A 15,164-nucleotide genomic window follows, 5' to 3' on the forward strand; every position below is an offset into this window, starting at 1 on the left:
CAATTACCCCACAGTGGCCCCCGATCTCCGGATCGGGGGCCACTGTCGTCGACTGCGGTGTTTGATGTGGGGTGTGCCGATCGACGACAGCAGGCGGATGCTCGCGCTGGCGGTGGTGCTGTCCACGCTGGCCGGTTACGTCGACGCCCTGGGATTCATCACGCTCGGCGGGTTCTTCGTCGCGTTCATGAGCGGCAACCTCACCCGGTTCAGTGTCGGGTTCGCGGACGCCGCGTGGGCGCACGCGGCGACTGCTGCCGCGGTGATCGGCATGTTCGTCCTCGGCTGCGCCCTGGGCGCCGTGGTCGTGCACCTGTCCGATCGTCGGCGCCTGCCCATCCGGACGACGGTGCTCGCAGTCGTGTCGGGACTGCTGATCGTCGGCGCGGTGGCCGCGACTCTCGGGGCGAGCACCGTGGCCGTCGGCGCGATGTTGCTCGCGATGGGCGCCGAGAACTCCTTCTTCCAGCGCGACGGTGAGGTGACCATCGGTCTCACCTACATGACGGGCGCGCTCGTGAAGATGGGACATCGGCTGGCCGGGGCACTGTTCGGCGGGCCGCGGTGGGCGTGGCTACGACACTTCGCGTTGTGGGCCGGCCTGGTGGTGGGAGCGGTGACGGGCGCTCTCGCGCACCACTGGATCGGGCTGGACGCCCTGTGGTTCGCTGCCGTGCTGTCGACAGCGCTGACCGTCACCGTCCACCTGGGGATCGACCGGGCTACTCGCCGCCCGCAGTTGTCGTGACCGGGTTGCCGGCGGAGTCGAGGGTCCACCACACGCTGCCGACCGCCTGCCCGAATGCGTCACCGGGTTCGTTGTCGTCCTTGTAGCGGTACACGGGGCGGCCGTTCACGGTGAGCTGATGGGTGCCGTCCGGCGCCGGGATGGTGTCGATGACGACTTCCTGCAACCCCTGAACCGTCGGGTTCTCCGTGACGGAGGTGACCGGCGGCCACGACTGCAGGCACGTGTCCCGGCATGAACTGGCGCCGGAGCCGACCTCGTCGTTGTCGTACACGTAGACAGTCATGCCACCGTCGTCGACCATCACCTCGCCGAGCGTCGTCGGTCCCATCTTCAGGATGGGTGTTCCGGGTGCGGCGGGCGGAGACGTCGGCGTCGGCGATACCGGGGCGTTGCCGCCCGTGTCGCCGGAATCGGTGCTGTCGTAGGCGCAACTCGAGAATGTCAGGCTGACGGCGGCGATCGCGGCCAGCGCCCATGTTCGTCTCATGGAGTCCTCGTTCTCTGTGACGGCGAAGTGGCGGGCCTTCGGGGAACCTCTGCGGACCCGTGCATACAGTTCACCTCGAGTTGCGTGCCGGTGCGGGCACTTCGGGCGATGTGACCGGCCCGCACGTGTCGGTATCCGTGATTACGCTCCTGTGCATGGGCTGGTACTCGCCGACCTCACCGTCGCCCGACCTCGCCGACACCCTGGTGTGCGGGTGGACCGCGCGCACGCAGGGCGAGCACCTGCTGGTGCCGGACGCGTGCATGGACATTCTGTGGATCCGGGGTGTGGGAATCCGCGTGTGCGGTCCCGAAACCACGGCGTGGTCTTTCGCGCTGCCGCCGGGCACCGAATCCGTCGGCGTCCGTTTCCGCCCCGGCGCCGCCTCTCATCTGCTCGGGACGTCGGCGGCCGAGATCCGCAACATCCGGGTCGGTCTCGGGGACGTGCTCGGGTCCACGTGGGAACGGAAACTGACCGACCGGCTCGACAATGCGCCCGCCGACGCGGAACGAATCGCCCTGTTCGAGAACGCCGTGCGCGCGTGGCGAACCCGCGGACCGGAAGCCGACCCGCTGATCGGCGCCGTCCGGCAGGCCCTCGCCCGGCACTCGTGGAACGTGGGCGCGCTCGCCGACGCCGCCTCGGTCACCGAGCGGCAACTGCAGCGGCGATGCAACGACGCGTTCGGATACGGGCCCGCGACCCTCCGCGGAATCCTGCGGCTGCAACGGTTCATGGCGCTGGCGCAGTCGGGGACGCGGACCGGACTCGCCGAACTCGCGGCCACCGCCGGCTACAGCGACCAGGCGCATCTGTCGCGGGAATGCCGCCGGATCTCCTCGCTCACCCCGTCCGGCCTCCTCGCCAGTGAGGCCCCCGACTGGCACGGGACGGAATCCGTCGTCGATGTCGGAAATGTTCAAGCCCTCGGGCGCCGAACGGGAGAAGAATCGGCAGCATGACCTCGATAACCGAAACCCCCGCAGCCCATTACCGCGACCTCGCCGCGAAGTTCACGAAGCGCGTCGAATCCGTGCCCGCCGACCGCTGGGACGACGCGTCCCCGTGTGACGGCTGGACGGCCCGCGACGTCGTGCGGCACGTGATCGACACGCAGCGCTACATCGTCACCGTCGTCGACCTGGAACTGCCGGAGCCGCCGTCCGTCGACGAAGACCCGGTTGCCGCCTGGGCGGCCACACGCGACGGCATGCAGGCGATCCTGGACGATCCGGCTCTCGTGAGCCGCGAGTACGACGGGCACTTCGGCCGCACCGACCTCGGTAAGACGGTCGACAGCTTCTACTGCTTCGACCTGGTGATCCACGGCTGGGACCTGGCCCGGGCCACCGGCCTCGACGAGACCATCCCCGCCGACGACCTGACCTGGGTCGGCGGCGTCGCCGAGGGGCTGGGCGACAACATCCGCACCGCCGGGGTGTGCGGCCCCGCAGTGGACGTCCCCGCGGACGCCGACGAGCAGACCAGGGTCCTGGCCTTCCTCGGCCGCAAGGCCTGACCCGAGCGCCCGCCCGGTCGCGCTTGTAACCTCGGGTCATGAGCGTGCCGGGCAGGATTGCCGCGCTGACGGCGGTGTCACTGGCCGCGGCGCTGCTCGGCGGTGACGTGGTCGCGGTGGCCGATCCCGAAACCTTGGGCGCGTCCGGTCTGCCGGCGCGTGGCCTCGTCACCTCGGCGCCCCTCGCATCCGCGGTCATGTTCACCGGGACCACCGGCGAGAAGGCTCCCTCTCAGCGGGTTCCGGGTGAGGAGTCGGACGGTATGCCGGCCACCAGCCACCGCTTCGACGAGTACCCGTACGTGCGGTACGAGGTCCGGTTCGGTCCGGACTCCGCAGGCACGGACGTGACCTGGCACGGGCGTTCGGTGAATCTCGACGACCTCGCGATGCACGTGTGGGACGAGGAGGAGCAGAGCTGGGGTGAGCCGGTCGCGACGGCGCAGCCGTCCGAACCGGGCGGTCCGGTCACCCTGACCACTCGGATCGAGGGTGAGGACTCCGCGCAGATCCTCGTCATCGACGGTCCGCGACGGGACCGGAGTTTCCGCGAGGCCAACGCGACGGCCGATCAGCAGTTCGCCGATCCGAACGCGTACGACTTCGCGCTGCAGCACATCAGCGACACCCAGTACGTGTCGCGGGACCGGCCGGAGGTGTACTTCGACATGACCCGCTGGACGGCCGAGAACGCCGCCGAACGCAAGATCGCCTATTCCATGCACACCGGAGATCTCGTCCAGAGTTGGATTCGTCCGGGAGCGCCCGAGTCCCGCGCCCGGCCCGAGTTCGAGGTGGCGGACAAGGCGATGGCGACGCTCGAAGAGGCCGGCATTCCCTACGGTGTCCTGCCCGGCAACCACGACAACCTGTGGAACGTCGGCGGGCGGCTCATTCCCGGCGAGCACGAGAAGAATCACGCGCTCTACAACGAGTTCTTCGGGCCGTGGCGGTACCGCGACCGGCCGTACTGGGGCGAATCCGTCACGGACACGGACAATTCGGCACACTACGACCTGCTCGACATCGCCGGCGCGAAATTCCTGATGCTCTACATCGGCTACAACCCGCCCGAACACGTGCTGCAGTGGGCCGAGGGCGTGCTCGCCGAGCACCCGGACCGCAACGTGGTGATCGGCAGTCACTACTACCTGGACGAGGACGGCTCGCTGCGGATGAGCGGGTTCGGCGACATCGGTAGCAGTGCGGGACAGCAGATCTGGAACCGGCTCGTCGTTCCGTTCGACACGGTGTTCCTGGTACTCGCGGGACATGTCGACGGGCAGACGACGGTCACCGACCGGAAGGTGGGCGACACGGACCGGAAGGTCGTGGAGTTGCTCGCCGACTACCAGTACTTCACGGTGGACAGCCGCCGGGAGACCGGGTTCCAGCGACTCCTGCAGTTCGATCTCGACGGCGGAACGCTCGCCGTCACGACGCACTCCCCCACGCTGGACAGCTTCCGGGTGGAGGACTTCGATCAGCAGCGTCGCTATCAGCCCGGTGACGGTGACTTCGTCACCGATGTGGAGTTGCGGGCCGATCTGCCGCGCGCCGTCATGCCCGCGCCCTGAGATGTAGGTCGATCAGCTGCGCGACGAAACTTTCCACGTCGAAGTCGCCGACGATCACCTCGATGCTGCGGGTGGCGCGGAGGGTCGCCACGCCGTGCAGCTGGGTCCACAGGTTCAACGCGACCACGTGCGGGTCCTCGGCGCCGGCGTCCGCGACGAGTGCGACGACCGTCTCGAACAGGGGTTTCGAGTGTTGCCGCAGGTCTTCTCCCGACCCCTCGAGCAGGTCGTGCCGGAACATCAACTCGAACAGGGTGCGGTGGGTGTCGGCGAAGGAGAGGTACTGCCGTGCCGTCCGCCGCAACCGCGCGTGGGGGTCCGTCTCGGACGCGATCGCCGACCGGAGTTCTTCGGACAGCTCGGCGAATCCCGATGCGGCGATCGCCGCGAGCAGCGCCTTGTGGGTGGGAAAGTACCGCCGCGGCGCGCCGTGCGAGACACCCGCGTGCCGGGCGACGGCGCGCAGCCCGACGGCGTCGATGCCGCCCTGGTCCAGCAATTCGCGGCCACTGTCGAGCAGCCGCACCCGCAGGGGTTGCACTTCTCCATTCATGTAGACAGTGTCTATCATGGGCGGAGTAGACAATGTCTACGCACGCTTCGGCACCCGAGTGAGGAGTTCACCGTGTGGTACTGGGTCTTCAAATACCTGCTGATCGGACCGGTGCTGCGCATCGTCGGGCGCCCCACCATCGACGGTGCACACCACATCCCGGCGTCGGGTCCGGTGATCCTGGCGAGCAATCACCTCACCGTCGTCGACTCGTTCTTCCTCGTCCTGATGGTGCGCAGGCGCATCACGTTCGTGGCGAAGAGCGAGTACTTCACCGAGAGCGGCGCGAAGGGCCGGGCGAAACGCTGGTTCTTCACCGCTGCCGGTCAGGTGCCGATCGACCGATCCGGGGCCTCCGCGGCCGAATCCGCACTGAACACCGCCCGGAAGATCCTGGACGACGGCAAGGTCTGGGGAATCTACCCCGAGGGCACCCGGTCGCCCGACGGCCGACTCCACAAGGGCAAGACCGGAATCGCCCGGGTCGCGCTCGCGACGGGCGCCCCGGTCGTGCCCGTCGCCATGCACGGCACCCGGCAGGTCAACCCCGTCGGATCGAGGATGTGGCGGTTGGGCAAGGTGACGGTGACCGTCGGCGAACCGCTCGACTTCTCCCGATTCTCCGAGCTACGCGACAACCGGCACGTCGTCCGGGCCGCGACGGACGAGTTGATGCACGCCCTCATGACGCTGTCGGGCCAGGAGTACGTGGACGACTACGCGCTCAGGCGTCCGGCGTAGCGACGGCACGTGTCACGAGATCGGCGACGAGCCGCTCCGTGTCGATCCCCTCGAGCACACCGGGCAACGTCAGGTGCTCGACGATGAGCGCATTCATCGCGAGGTAGAGCATCAGCACGGTGCTGCGATCACCGGGCAGTCCCGAGTCGAGATGGAACCCGATGTCGCGCTCCAGGTTCTCGGAGATCGTGCGCGTCAGCGTGGTCCGCAGCTCGGGACGCCGGACCGCTTCGAGTCGCAATTCCTGCAACGCGAGATAGCCGGTGCGGTCGCGGGTGACCCTGCCGAACAGGCCCTGCATGTACTCGATGGCGAGCGCGAGATTCTGCGGCTTGCGCCCGCTTTCTTCGATCACCGAGGGGTCGGGGCCCATGCGTTCGTGAATCCGCTTACCGACCTGATCGAACAGGTCATCGCGGCTGGCGAAGTAGTTGGACGCGGTCCCCTTGGGGACGTTCGCCTCGACGTCGACGGCGCGGAAGGTGAGGCCGCGCGCACCCTCGCGCGCAAGCACTTCGATCGCGGCGTTCACGAGAGCCGCACGTCGTTCCGGATTCTGCGCCATCGACACTCCTCGACAAAAGGACTTGCAACCACTGCAGTCATAGTACTACAAATGGAGTAGTTACCGACCATGGGAGGACTCACATGCGAAAGCTCGTCTACTACGCCGCCGCCACCATCGACGGATTCATCGCCGGCGCCGACGGCTCGGACCCCACCGGCACCATCTTCGAGATCGAGGGCGATCACATGCCCGTGATGATCGCCGAGTACCCCGAGACGGTCCCCACCCACATGCGGGCACCGCTGGGAATCGATGCCCCCAACAAACATTTCGACACACTGCTCATGGGCCGTGCCAGTTATCAGCCCGGCCTCGACCTCGGCGTGACCAGCCCGTACGCGCATCTGCGGCAGTACGTCTTCTCGACCACGATCACCGAGTCGCCCGACCCGGACGTCGAGATCGTCTCGGGCGATCCGATCGAGAAGGTGCGCGAACTCAAGCGGGAGGACGGCAAGCACATCTGGCTGTGCGGCGGCGGCAAGCTCGCCGCCGCGGTGCAACCCGAGATCGACGAGCTCCGGATCAAGCTCAACCCCGTCGCGATCGGCACCGGCATTCCGCTGTTCGACGGCGAATTCGGCCCTCAGCGGTTCCGGCTGGCCGCGAGCCGCGCCTTCGAGAGCGGGATGATCTTCCTGACGTACGTCCGCCGATAACCGAAGTCACACCCGCCACTCGCGGCAACACGGGCACCTGACGCGTGTATTGATTCAATACGTCAGTAATGTTCGAGGCATGCGCGAACGCCGATACTCGTCCACCAGCCCCGAACGCCTGGCCGCAGCCCTGTTCGACGTCGCGGCCGAGTCGGGTCTCGAGGGCGCCAGCGTGCGCGAGGTCGCCAAGAGGGCGGGTGTGTCCATCGGAGCCGTGCAGCACCACTTCTCCACGAAGGACGAGATGTTCGCGTTCGCCCTGCGAACCCTCGTCGACACACTGCTCACCCGACTGTCGGAGGTCGAGCGCGGCGGCGATCCCGCCCGGGCCCTGTTCGCCGCGATGTCCCAGTTGCTGCCGCTCGACGAGGCGCGGTCGCGAGAGGCGCATGTCATGGCGGCATTCGCCGTCCGGGCCGCCACCTCCCCGTCGCTCGCCGAGATCCGGCGCAAGACCCTGTTCACCATCCGCACCGGACTGTCCGCCGTGCTCATCGGGATCGGCACCCCGGAGGCGGAAACCCGTGCGGCGCTTCTCCTCGCCACCGTCGACGGCCTCGCCCTCGATGCGATCGGCAGTCCGGCGCTGTACCCGCCCGAGTACCTCGAGCACGCCCTCGACACCCAGATCGGCATGATTCTGCAGGGTGCCGACGTCGTGTCATCGTCGATCGAACTCGCCAGCTGACCCCTCGGCCGATGTCACACCCGTCTCGTCAGAGTGAACCGCTGTCACCTCGGGCGGAGGGCGCGGGACGGTTCGCGCCCAGCCCGTCCGGCGACCTGCACCTCGGCAACCTGCGGACCGCCGTGCTGGCGTGGCTGTTCGCCCGGTCCACCGGCCGGAAGTTCCTCCTGCGCGTCGAAGACCTCGACCGCGTCCGCGAGGGCGCCCGGGACCGGCAACTGGCCGACCTCGCGGAACTCGGCCTCGACTGGGACGGCGACGTCGTGTCGCAGTCGCACCGACTGTCGCGGTACGACGCCGCCATTGCCGAACTCCACGCCGCCGGCCTCACGTACGAGTGCTTCTGCACGAGAAGAGAAATCCTGAAAGCCGCGTCGGCGCCGCACGCGCCGCAGGGCGCGTACCCGGGGACCTGCCGCAACCTGACACCGGACGAACGCGCAGACCGGCTCGCCGGCGGACGACCACCCGCGCTGCGTCTGCGCGCAGGCGTCACGTCGTTCACCATCGACGACATCCTGCACGGCAGTTATTCCGGCATGGTGGACGATCTCGTGCTGCGGCGCGGCGACGGAACACCCGCCTACAACCTCGCGGTGGTCGTCGACGACGCCGCCCAGGGAATCGATCAGGTGGTGCGCGGCGACGACCTGCTCTCGTCCGCGCCCCGCCAGGCCTACCTCGCGGGGCTGCTCGGTTTGACCGCCCCCACCTACGCGCACGTGGCCCTCGCGCTCAACGAGGACGGCAACCGGCTCGCGAAACGCGACGGCGCCGTCACCCTCGCCGACCAGAAAGCGTTGGGACGCACCCCGAGCGACGTCCTCGGGGTGCTGGCGACGTCACTCCGGCTCGCGGAACCGGGTGAGGTCGTGGATCTCGGGACACTCCTCGACCGGTTCGACCCCGCCCGCCTGCACCGCGAACCGTGGGTGGTCAGGCTCCCGACGCCGCCGCAATCACCATGATCAGGAAGAACAGGATCCAGCCGACGACGTAGGCACCGCCGATGGCGATTCCGGCGATCGCGAGTCCCCGGCCCTCCTGCCCGGACTGCTTGATCTGGCCCAGCGCAATGATGCCGAGGATGATGCCGACGATGGAGCCGAGGCCGTAGAAGCATCCGCCGACGATCGACGTGATCAGCGACGCGATCGCGAGACCGTTCGTCCCCAGCGGCCGCTGGTAGGGCGCGCCGTACGGGTTCGGTGGGCCGTACTGCGGGGCGGGACCCCCGTATTGGCCCGAAGCCCCGTACTGATTGGGCGCGCCGCCGTACTGGTTGGGGGCGCTGTACTGATTCGGGGCGGCATACGGGTTGGGCGTCCCGTACTGCTGGTTCGGAGCCCCGTACTGGTCGCCGCCGTACTGATTCTGATTGGGCGCGGCATACGGATTCGGAGAAGTCCCGTACGCGCCCGGCTGCTGATAGTCGGGGTACTTCTCGGTGGGCGCCGAATAGGTGGGATAACCGGATTCGTCGACCCCGTATCCGTCGCGCGGCAAGCCGGGAACCTCACCGTAAGTGGGTGGTGTTTGCCCGTTGTACGGATTCGAATCGTCCGATCCCCCAGAATTAGTCACGATAACCAGCGTAAAGCATCAAAACCGCAGGAGAAGAAGCAGACCAAAGGGAGGCGAGTAAAGGATTGTCCACGTAGTGTTTATTCGCACTGTCACGCGCGAGCATTCAACTCTTGCTGAGGGGATCACATGACGACTGGTGGACACGACCCTAACGACAAACCTGAAGGTGGTGACCAGGGCGGATACCCCCCGCAGGGCAATCCTCCACCGCCGCCCGGTGGTTATCCGCCGCCCCCGGGGAATTACCCGCCGCCGCCGCAGGGACCGCCGCCCGGCGGATATCCGCCACCGCCGCCCGGCGGAAACTACCCGCCTCCGCCCGGCGGAAACTATCCACCGCCCCCCGGTAATTACCCGCCGCCGCCCGGCGGAAATTACCCGCCGCCGCAGGGCAATTACCCGCCGCCGCCGCAGGGACCGCCGCCCGGCGGATATCCGCCGCCCCCTCCGATGTCGGATTACGGCACGCCCGGGCAGACGCCGGGGCAGTTCTCCGTGGGCGACGCGATCGGCTACGGCTGGAACAAGTTCAAGGACAACGCGCTCATCTGGATCGGCATCCTGCTGATCGCTGCCATCATCCAGGTGGTGCTGAACCTCGTCTTCGGCGGCTTCAGCACGTCGTCCGACATGAGCGCGGCGTTCTCGGTGTGGCGCATCATCGGCACGATCGTCACGACCATCGTCGGCTATCTGATCAATGCGGCTCTCGTGCGGGGCGCACTGCACGAGGTGGACGGGAACAAGCCGGCGTTCGGTTCGTTCTTCCAGTTCACCAACGTCGCGGCGATCATCATCGCCAGCGTGATCATCGGTGTGGCCGCCACCATCGGTTTCGTCCTGCTCATCATCCCCGGCCTCATCGTCATCTTCCTGACCTGGTGGACGCTGCAGTTCGTCATCGATCAGAACGAGGACGCAATCACCGGCATCAAGTCGAGTTTCCGCGTGATCTCGCAGAACGTCGGCCCGGTGCTGCTGCTGGCCCTCGCTCTCGTCGGCATCAACATCGTCGGTGCAATCCTCTGCGGCGTCGGACTTCTCGTCTCGATCCCGATCACGATCATCGCGTCGACCTACGCGTACCGCGTGCTCACCGGCCGTTACGTCGCGGCCTGACTGCTCGCTCCCACGGGTGAGCGTCCTTTCCGTCCCTCGGGACGGAAAGGACGCTCACCCGTTTTGCTACTCCCGTCACTCGAGTCACTCCCACCCCTTGCGTAAGGTGCTCAGGCGTCATCCGAGACATTAAGGACTCGAGATTCGAGGGGGAACACATGACTACCGGTGGATTCGATCCAGGCCAGGGACAACAGCCGTTCGGCGGGCAACCGCACCACAACGGGGCGGGGCAGCAGCAGTACGGACAGCAGTTCGGCGCACCGCCGCAGTTCGATTCGGCGCAGCCGTTCGGCACCCAGCCGTTCGCCCAGCCGGACTTCGGGTTCGACCCGTCCCGCCCCGGTGAACTTCTTCCCCGCCTGGGCGCACGGGTGATCGACGGCTTGATCGTCGGCATCCCGATGGCTGTGGTCAGCACCGTTCTCGCGCTGGTGCTGGGCAATTTCCTGGGCAGCGTCCTCGGCGCGATCCTCACCGCGGCCGCCGCCGTCGGCTACTTCGTGTTCCTCGAGACGACGAGGGGGCAGACCCTGGGCAAGCAGATTCTTGGCCTGCGCGTCGAGGGTCCGAACGGCGGACGCCCCACCCAGCAACAGTCGCTGACCAGGAACGGCTTCTACGTCCTCTCCGCGCTCGGCGGGTTTCCGTTCCTCGGGTTCCTGTTCGGACTGCTCGGCGTCGTCGCCGCCGTCGTCATCGGCGTGACCATCAACGGCAGCCCCACCAAGCAGGGCAAGCACGACGAACTGGCCGGCGGCACGCGGGTCGTCCAGGGCTAGTCCGAGCCACCTCCTATCGTGCGGGTGAACGTACCTTTCGTCGCGTCAGATCGGACAAAAGGTACGTTCACCCGTTCCTGATTCGCGCCCTTCCCCGTGCAGGTGCTTGGATTGCGGCGTGACAGCCTCAGACCAGCAGACCAAACCAGACGACCACGCGACGTTCGCGCACGTCAGCCGGGGGTACTACCCCACGTTCGTCGCCCTCTTCACCGCGACGCTGCTGATCTCGAATATCTGCGCGACGAAGGGCGTCGCATTCTTCGCCGATTCGTCGCTGACTGTCGGGCCGCTGCAGATCCTGCCGATCATCACCGACGGCGGCTTCTTCCTGTTCCCGCTGGCCTACATTCTCGGCGACGTGCTCAGCGAGGTGTACGGGTTCAAGTCGACGCGTCGCGCGATCTACCTGGGCTTCGGCGCCCTGATCCTGGCCGCGTTCTGCTTCTGGCTCCTCATCGAACTGCCGTCCGCCGACTTCTACGAGAACCAGGAAGCGCTGCGGTCCGTCGTCGGCGTCTACCCGCGACTGCTGCTCGCCGGGCTGGCCGGGTACCTCGTCGGGCAGATGCTGAACTCGGTGACACTGGTCCTGATCAAGGAGCGCACCAAGGAGAAGCACCTGTGGGCGCGGCTGATCGGTTCCACCATCGTCGGTGAGTTCGCCGACACCCTGATCTTCTGCTCCATCGCCGCAGGCGCGATCGGCATCAGCACGTGGAGCGATTTCGTCAACTACGTGATCGTCGGCTTCCTGTGGAAGACCCTCGTGGAGGTGCTGGTCATGCCGATCACGTACCGGGTCATCGCCTACGTGAAGAAGCGCGAACCCACCTACCAGCTCTGACCCGCCCACGTGAGTGGGAATGCGTGCCCGAGGACGCTTTCCCACTCACGTGCGGTAGAAGCGGCCCAGGGTGTCGGCTTTGAACTCGTCGAAGTAGCCGCCTTCGATGCTGGCGCGGATCTGATCGACCAACCGGACGGTGAAGCGTTCGTTGTGGATGGTGCACAACGTGGACGCCAGCATTTCCTTCGCCTTGAACAAATGGTGAATGTAGGCGCTGGTGTAATTCGCACAGGTGTAGCAATCGCAGTTCTCGTCGATGGGCGTGAAATCACGACGGAAGCGACTGGTGTTGATGTTGAACCGGCCGTCCGGGTGGTAGATCGCGGCGTTGCGCGCGACCCGAGACGGGTTCACGCAGTCGAACGTGTCGGCGCCGTTCTCGATGGCCACGAAGAAGTCGTCCGGCTCGCTGATGCCGAGCATGTGCCGCGGCTTGTGCTCGGGAAGCTCCTCGTTGCACCAGCGGACGATGGTGCCCAGGTTCTGCTTCTCGAGTGCCCCGCCGATGCCGTACCCGTCGAAGCCGCGGCCACTCTCCCCCGTGATCGACTCGAGCCCCCGGCACGCCTGCCTCCGCAGGTCCTCGTACTGCGCGCCCTGCACGACCCCGAACAGCGCCTGGTACGGGCGATGTGAACGCTCCGCGGTGAGCTTCTCGTGCTCGGCGATGCAGCGCACCGCCCACGCCTGCGTCCGCTCCACCGACTGCTCCTGGTACCCGCGGGTGTTCAGCAGCGTCGTGAGCTCGTCGAACGCGAACATGATGTCGGCGCCGAGCTGGTGCTGGATCTGCATCGACACCTCGGGCGTGAACCGGTGCCGCGACCCGTCCAGGTGCGATTTGAACGTGACGCCGTCGTCGTCGACGGTCGCGAGGCGTTCCTTGCCCTTCGCGATGACGTCGTCGGAACGCACCCCGACGGCTTCCATCGCGAGGACCTTCTTGAACCCCACGCCCAGCGACATGACCTGGAATCCGCCGCTGTCGGTGAACGTCGGGCCGTCCCAGTTCATGAACTTGCCCAGACCGCCGGCCTCGTCGACGATGTCCGGCCCGGGCTGCAGGTACAGGTGGTACGCGTTGGCGAGCAGCGACTGCGCGCCCAGCTCCTTCATGCTCTCCGGCAGCACCGCCTTGACGGTGGCCTTGGTGCCGACGGCGACGAACGACGGCGTCGCGATGTCGCCGTGCGGGGTGTGAATGGTTCCGGTTCGGCCCAGCTGCCCGTCGAGTCGGGTGCCGACGGTGAAGAACGGATCGGGCGGGGTCGGGACTACAGCATTCACCGGTGTATCCAATCACGGGCGACATTTCCGGCGACACATCACTACTTCGTTCGAAAGTGGGTACAGAGAGTGAGACGATCCCATCCCTTCGACCGGAGGAACCGCCATGAGCGACGAGAAGGCCGGCCATCGGATCGACAGGCGAACGTTTCTCTCGGGTGCGGCAGCGGCGGGCGGGGTGACCGTGATGTCGGGCCTGTTCGATCGTCGAGCGGACGCGTCGGAGAAGCCGCTGCGGCGTCAGCCCAGCAATTACGTGCAGCCCAACATCGTGTTCATCGTCGTCGACGAGATGCGGTTTCCCCAGGTCTTTCCGGCCGGAATCACCACTGCCGACCAGTTCCTGCAGCGGTTCATGCCCAACCTCTACACGCTGTGGGCGCCCGGGGTGAAGTTCACGCAGCACTACACGGCCGGGGTGGCCTGCAGCCCCGGCCGTGCGTGTTTCGTCACCGGGCTGTATCCATTGCAGAACTGGATGCTGCAGACGCGGACCGGTAATCGAGCCTCCCCTGTCCCGTCGCCCGCGATGGGCAGGGACTTTCCGACGTACGGCAAGCTGCTGCGGCAGGCGGGCTACGTCACGCCGTACGTCGGCAAGTGGCATCTGTCGCCGTCCCCCGACGAGGACTCGGGACTCGCCCCCGGCTATCTCGAGGAGTACGGGTTCGACGGACTGACCATGCCCGACATCATCGGATTGAACGGTGAGGGATTCGAATTCGACGGGCACATCGCCGACCAGGCCGCGGCGTGGTTGTCGACACGTAAACCCGGCGACGGCCCGTTCTGCCTCACGGCGAGCTTCGTCAATCCCCACGACCAGCAGTTCTTCTGGGCCGGAACGGAAGCGGAACGGTATCAGTCGCTGTACGCGAACAACGTTCCCCCGCTCAGTCCCGCCCGGGCCTGGTCGGTGACCACCGGCGAGGGCGACCCTCCGCGGCTGGGTTATCCGTCCGTGCCGCCCAACTGGGAACCCGAGAAGGCACTGCAGTCGAAACCGAGCACCCAGGTGTTCGCGCGGGAATTCCAGGCCCTCGTGTGGGGCGGCGTCACCGACGACATCCAGAATCTGTCGAACTATTACCTCCAGCCCTACGGTCAGGGCACCGATCCCGACCGTCACATCGCGTTCGCGCCGTACACGTACTGGGAGCGGGCCCTGGACAGTTACACCAACGTGCTGTCGATGGTCGATCACCACATCGGCACGGTGATCAACTCGCTGCCGGAAGACGTCGCGGCGAACACCGTCTTCATCATGACGTCCGATCACGGCGAATACGCCGGGGCGCACGGCTTCGTCGCCGGCAAACTGTCCACCGCCTACGACGAGGCCTTCCACATCCCGCTGATCGTCGCCGACCCGACCGGGCGATTCACCGGAGACACCGACACCCCGCGCGGGCAGCTCACATCGAGCGTCGACGTGGTGCCGCTGCTCGCGACGCTCGGGCACGGCGACCGGAACTGGATGGCCGGGGACCTGTTCGCGACGTACGCCGAACGCGTCGACCTCGTGCCGCTGCTGCGGAGCAACGCCGCGGCCGGGCGCGACCACGTCGTCCTCGCCACCAACGAGCACGCACCGCAGGGGGTCAACTGGAACAACTCCCCCACCCACATCTACGTGCTGCGCACCCCGGAGGCGAAGGTCGCGGTGTACTCGAAGTGGTTGGGGCCCACCGCCTACGTCGACCCGGCGTCGTTCCAGTACGAGTTCTACGACTACGCCACCGAACGCGGTCGGGCGGAACTCGACAACACCTTCGATCACGACCCGCGCGGTCCGGCCATGGCCGCCCAGCTGATGACCCAGTACCTGCCGACTCAGCTCGCCGCGCCGCTCCCCCCGGCGTTCGCCCAGCAGGGTGCCGACGCGATGGCCCGGTACCTCGCCTACATCCAGCTGATCAACCGGTACACACCCGGCGAGATCGACCGCGAGGGCATCGACAAGCTGACCGCGTTCGGGGAGGTGTTCTGACGG

At 67.0% G+C, this 15,164-nt stretch carries 17 protein-coding genes; 12 read left to right on the plus strand and 5 right to left on the minus strand.

Annotation, left to right across the window (positions count from 1 at the left end):
- Positions 1 to 64 precede the first annotated feature (64 nt).
- The gene (locus tag OYT95_RS16160; RefSeq protein ID WP_112301675.1) at positions 65 to 748 is read left to right on the plus strand and encodes a YoaK family protein; all 684 of its coding nucleotides are present in this window, start codon (positions 65 to 67) and stop codon (positions 746 to 748) included.
- Here OYT95_RS16160 and OYT95_RS16165 read toward each other — a convergent pair.
- The gene (locus tag OYT95_RS16165; RefSeq protein ID WP_037239586.1) at positions 723 to 1,238 is read right to left on the minus strand and encodes a COG4315 family predicted lipoprotein; all 516 of its coding nucleotides are present in this window, start codon (positions 1,236 to 1,238) and stop codon (positions 723 to 725) included. The two genes, OYT95_RS16160 and OYT95_RS16165, sit on opposite strands and share 26 nt — an antisense overlap.
- Positions 1,239 to 1,393: 155 nt before the next feature.
- Here OYT95_RS16165 and OYT95_RS16170 point away from each other — a divergent pair, with 155 nt between their 5' ends.
- The 3 genes from OYT95_RS16170 to OYT95_RS16180 are packed head-to-tail and all read left to right on the plus strand — an operon-like array spanning position 1,394 to position 4,337.
- Entirely contained in the window at positions 1,394 to 2,203 is an 810-nt protein-coding gene (locus tag OYT95_RS16170; protein WP_268791949.1) for a helix-turn-helix domain-containing protein, read from the plus strand.
- The gene (locus tag OYT95_RS16175; RefSeq protein ID WP_268791950.1) at positions 2,200 to 2,760 is read left to right on the plus strand and encodes a TIGR03086 family metal-binding protein; all 561 of its coding nucleotides are present in this window, start codon (positions 2,200 to 2,202) and stop codon (positions 2,758 to 2,760) included. Before OYT95_RS16170 ends, OYT95_RS16175 begins: the two co-directional genes overlap by 4 nt.
- Positions 2,761 to 2,798: 38 nt before the next feature.
- Positions 2,799 to 4,337 carry a metallophosphoesterase gene (locus tag OYT95_RS16180; protein ID WP_268791951.1) on the plus strand — a complete coding sequence of 513 codons (1,539 nt, stop codon included), beginning with the start codon at positions 2,799 to 2,801 and terminating at the stop codon, positions 4,335 to 4,337.
- Here the strand turns inward: OYT95_RS16180 and OYT95_RS16185 are convergent.
- Entirely contained in the window at positions 4,321 to 4,908 is a 588-nt protein-coding gene (locus OYT95_RS16185) for a TetR/AcrR family transcriptional regulator (protein WP_112301672.1), read from the minus strand. The two genes, OYT95_RS16180 and OYT95_RS16185, sit on opposite strands and share 17 nt — an antisense overlap.
- A 54-nt stretch (positions 4,909 to 4,962) precedes the next feature.
- On the opposite strand from OYT95_RS16185, the gene OYT95_RS16190 reads away from it, so the two are divergent.
- Positions 4,963 to 5,631 carry a lysophospholipid acyltransferase family protein gene (locus tag OYT95_RS16190; RefSeq protein WP_128640254.1) on the plus strand — a complete coding sequence of 223 codons (669 nt, stop codon included), beginning with the start codon at positions 4,963 to 4,965 and terminating at the stop codon, positions 5,629 to 5,631.
- On the opposite strand, the gene OYT95_RS16195 is transcribed toward OYT95_RS16190, so the two are convergent.
- Complete coding sequence (locus OYT95_RS16195) at positions 5,615 to 6,196, minus strand: TetR/AcrR family transcriptional regulator (protein ID WP_268791952.1); 582 nt, start codon at positions 6,194 to 6,196, stop codon at positions 5,615 to 5,617. The two genes, OYT95_RS16190 and OYT95_RS16195, sit on opposite strands and share 17 nt — an antisense overlap.
- A gap of 83 nt (positions 6,197 to 6,279) precedes the next feature.
- Between OYT95_RS16195 and OYT95_RS16200 the strand changes: the two genes are divergently transcribed.
- The 3 genes from OYT95_RS16200 (at position 6,280) to gluQRS (ending at position 8,514) form a co-directional block, all read left to right on the plus strand.
- Positions 6,280 to 6,858 carry a dihydrofolate reductase family protein gene (locus OYT95_RS16200; RefSeq protein WP_268791953.1) on the plus strand — a complete coding sequence of 193 codons (579 nt, stop codon included), beginning with the start codon at positions 6,280 to 6,282 and terminating at the stop codon, positions 6,856 to 6,858.
- A 79-nt stretch (positions 6,859 to 6,937) separates the two neighbouring features.
- Positions 6,938 to 7,546 carry a TetR/AcrR family transcriptional regulator gene (locus OYT95_RS16205; RefSeq protein ID WP_037239557.1) on the plus strand — a complete coding sequence of 203 codons (609 nt, stop codon included), beginning with the start codon at positions 6,938 to 6,940 and terminating at the stop codon, positions 7,544 to 7,546.
- A gap of 11 nt (positions 7,547 to 7,557) precedes the next feature.
- The gene (gene gluQRS / locus OYT95_RS16210) at positions 7,558 to 8,514 is read left to right on the plus strand and encodes a tRNA glutamyl-Q(34) synthetase GluQRS (protein ID WP_037239554.1); all 957 of its coding nucleotides are present in this window, start codon (positions 7,558 to 7,560) and stop codon (positions 8,512 to 8,514) included.
- On the opposite strand, the gene OYT95_RS16215 is transcribed toward gluQRS, so the two are convergent.
- A complete protein-coding gene (locus OYT95_RS16215; RefSeq protein ID WP_037239546.1) occupies positions 8,483 to 9,052 on the minus strand; it encodes a DUF4190 domain-containing protein in 570 nt (189 codons plus the stop codon). The two genes, gluQRS and OYT95_RS16215, sit on opposite strands and share 32 nt — an antisense overlap.
- Positions 9,053 to 9,583: 531 nt before the next feature.
- Between OYT95_RS16215 and OYT95_RS16220 the strand changes: the two genes are divergently transcribed.
- The 3 genes from OYT95_RS16220 to OYT95_RS16230 all read left to right on the plus strand — a co-directional run bounded on the left by OYT95_RS16220 (position 9,584) and on the right by OYT95_RS16230 (position 11,881).
- Complete coding sequence (locus OYT95_RS16220) at positions 9,584 to 10,252, plus strand: hypothetical protein (protein WP_112301669.1); 669 nt, start codon at positions 9,584 to 9,586, stop codon at positions 10,250 to 10,252.
- A 158-nt stretch (positions 10,253 to 10,410) separates the two neighbouring features.
- Positions 10,411 to 11,034 (plus strand): RDD family protein, encoded by a 624-nt coding sequence (locus OYT95_RS16225; RefSeq protein ID WP_128640258.1) that lies wholly within the window; start codon positions 10,411 to 10,413, stop codon positions 11,032 to 11,034.
- 118 nt (positions 11,035 to 11,152) lie between these two features.
- Positions 11,153 to 11,881: a queuosine precursor transporter gene (locus tag OYT95_RS16230; RefSeq protein WP_112301667.1), complete on the plus strand. Its 729-nt coding sequence runs from the start codon at positions 11,153 to 11,155 to the stop codon at positions 11,879 to 11,881.
- Between the two features lie 45 nt (positions 11,882 to 11,926).
- Here the strand turns inward: OYT95_RS16230 and tgt are convergent, their stop codons facing one another.
- Positions 11,927 to 13,171 (minus strand): tRNA guanosine(34) transglycosylase Tgt, encoded by a 1,245-nt coding sequence (tgt, locus tag OYT95_RS16235; RefSeq protein WP_065488723.1) that lies wholly within the window; start codon positions 13,169 to 13,171, stop codon positions 11,927 to 11,929.
- Positions 13,172 to 13,277: 106 nt separating this feature from the next.
- Between tgt and OYT95_RS16240 the strand changes: the two genes are divergently transcribed.
- Positions 13,278 to 15,161, plus strand: a complete 1,884-nt coding sequence (locus OYT95_RS16240) for a sulfatase-like hydrolase/transferase (protein WP_268791954.1) — start codon at positions 13,278 to 13,280, stop codon at positions 15,159 to 15,161.
- Positions 15,162 to 15,164 lie beyond the last annotated feature (3 nt).

This window comes from Rhodococcus sp. JS3073, from assembly GCF_026810085.1.
Taxonomy (GTDB): Bacteria; Actinomycetota; Actinomycetes; order Mycobacteriales; family Mycobacteriaceae; genus Rhodococcus_F; species Rhodococcus_F wratislaviensis.

Coding starts and splice junctions, on each gene's coding strand:
- OYT95_RS16240 (WP_268791954.1), top strand. CDS start 13,278: ATGAGCGACGAGAAGGCCGGCCATCGGATCGACAGGCGAACGTTTCTC.
- gluQRS (WP_037239554.1), top strand. CDS start 7,558: ATGTCACACCCGTCTCGTCAGAGTGAACCGCTGTCACCTCGGGCGGAG.
- OYT95_RS16160 (WP_112301675.1), top strand. CDS start 65: ATGTGGGGTGTGCCGATCGACGACAGCAGGCGGATGCTCGCGCTGGCG.
- OYT95_RS16170 (WP_268791949.1), top strand. CDS start 1,394: ATGGGCTGGTACTCGCCGACCTCACCGTCGCCCGACCTCGCCGACACC.
- OYT95_RS16180 (WP_268791951.1), top strand. CDS start 2,799: ATGAGCGTGCCGGGCAGGATTGCCGCGCTGACGGCGGTGTCACTGGCC.
- OYT95_RS16205 (WP_037239557.1), top strand. CDS start 6,938: ATGCGCGAACGCCGATACTCGTCCACCAGCCCCGAACGCCTGGCCGCA.
- OYT95_RS16185 (WP_112301672.1), bottom strand. CDS start 4,908: ATGATAGACACTGTCTACATGAATGGAGAAGTGCAACCCCTGCGGGTG.
- OYT95_RS16220 (WP_112301669.1), top strand. CDS start 9,584: ATGTCGGATTACGGCACGCCCGGGCAGACGCCGGGGCAGTTCTCCGTG.
- OYT95_RS16200 (WP_268791953.1), top strand. CDS start 6,280: ATGCGAAAGCTCGTCTACTACGCCGCCGCCACCATCGACGGATTCATC.
- OYT95_RS16175 (WP_268791950.1), top strand. CDS start 2,200: ATGACCTCGATAACCGAAACCCCCGCAGCCCATTACCGCGACCTCGCC.
- OYT95_RS16225 (WP_128640258.1), top strand. CDS start 10,411: ATGACTACCGGTGGATTCGATCCAGGCCAGGGACAACAGCCGTTCGGC.
- OYT95_RS16195 (WP_268791952.1), bottom strand. CDS start 6,196: ATGGCGCAGAATCCGGAACGACGTGCGGCTCTCGTGAACGCCGCGATC.
- OYT95_RS16165 (WP_037239586.1), bottom strand. CDS start 1,238: ATGAGACGAACATGGGCGCTGGCCGCGATCGCCGCCGTCAGCCTGACA.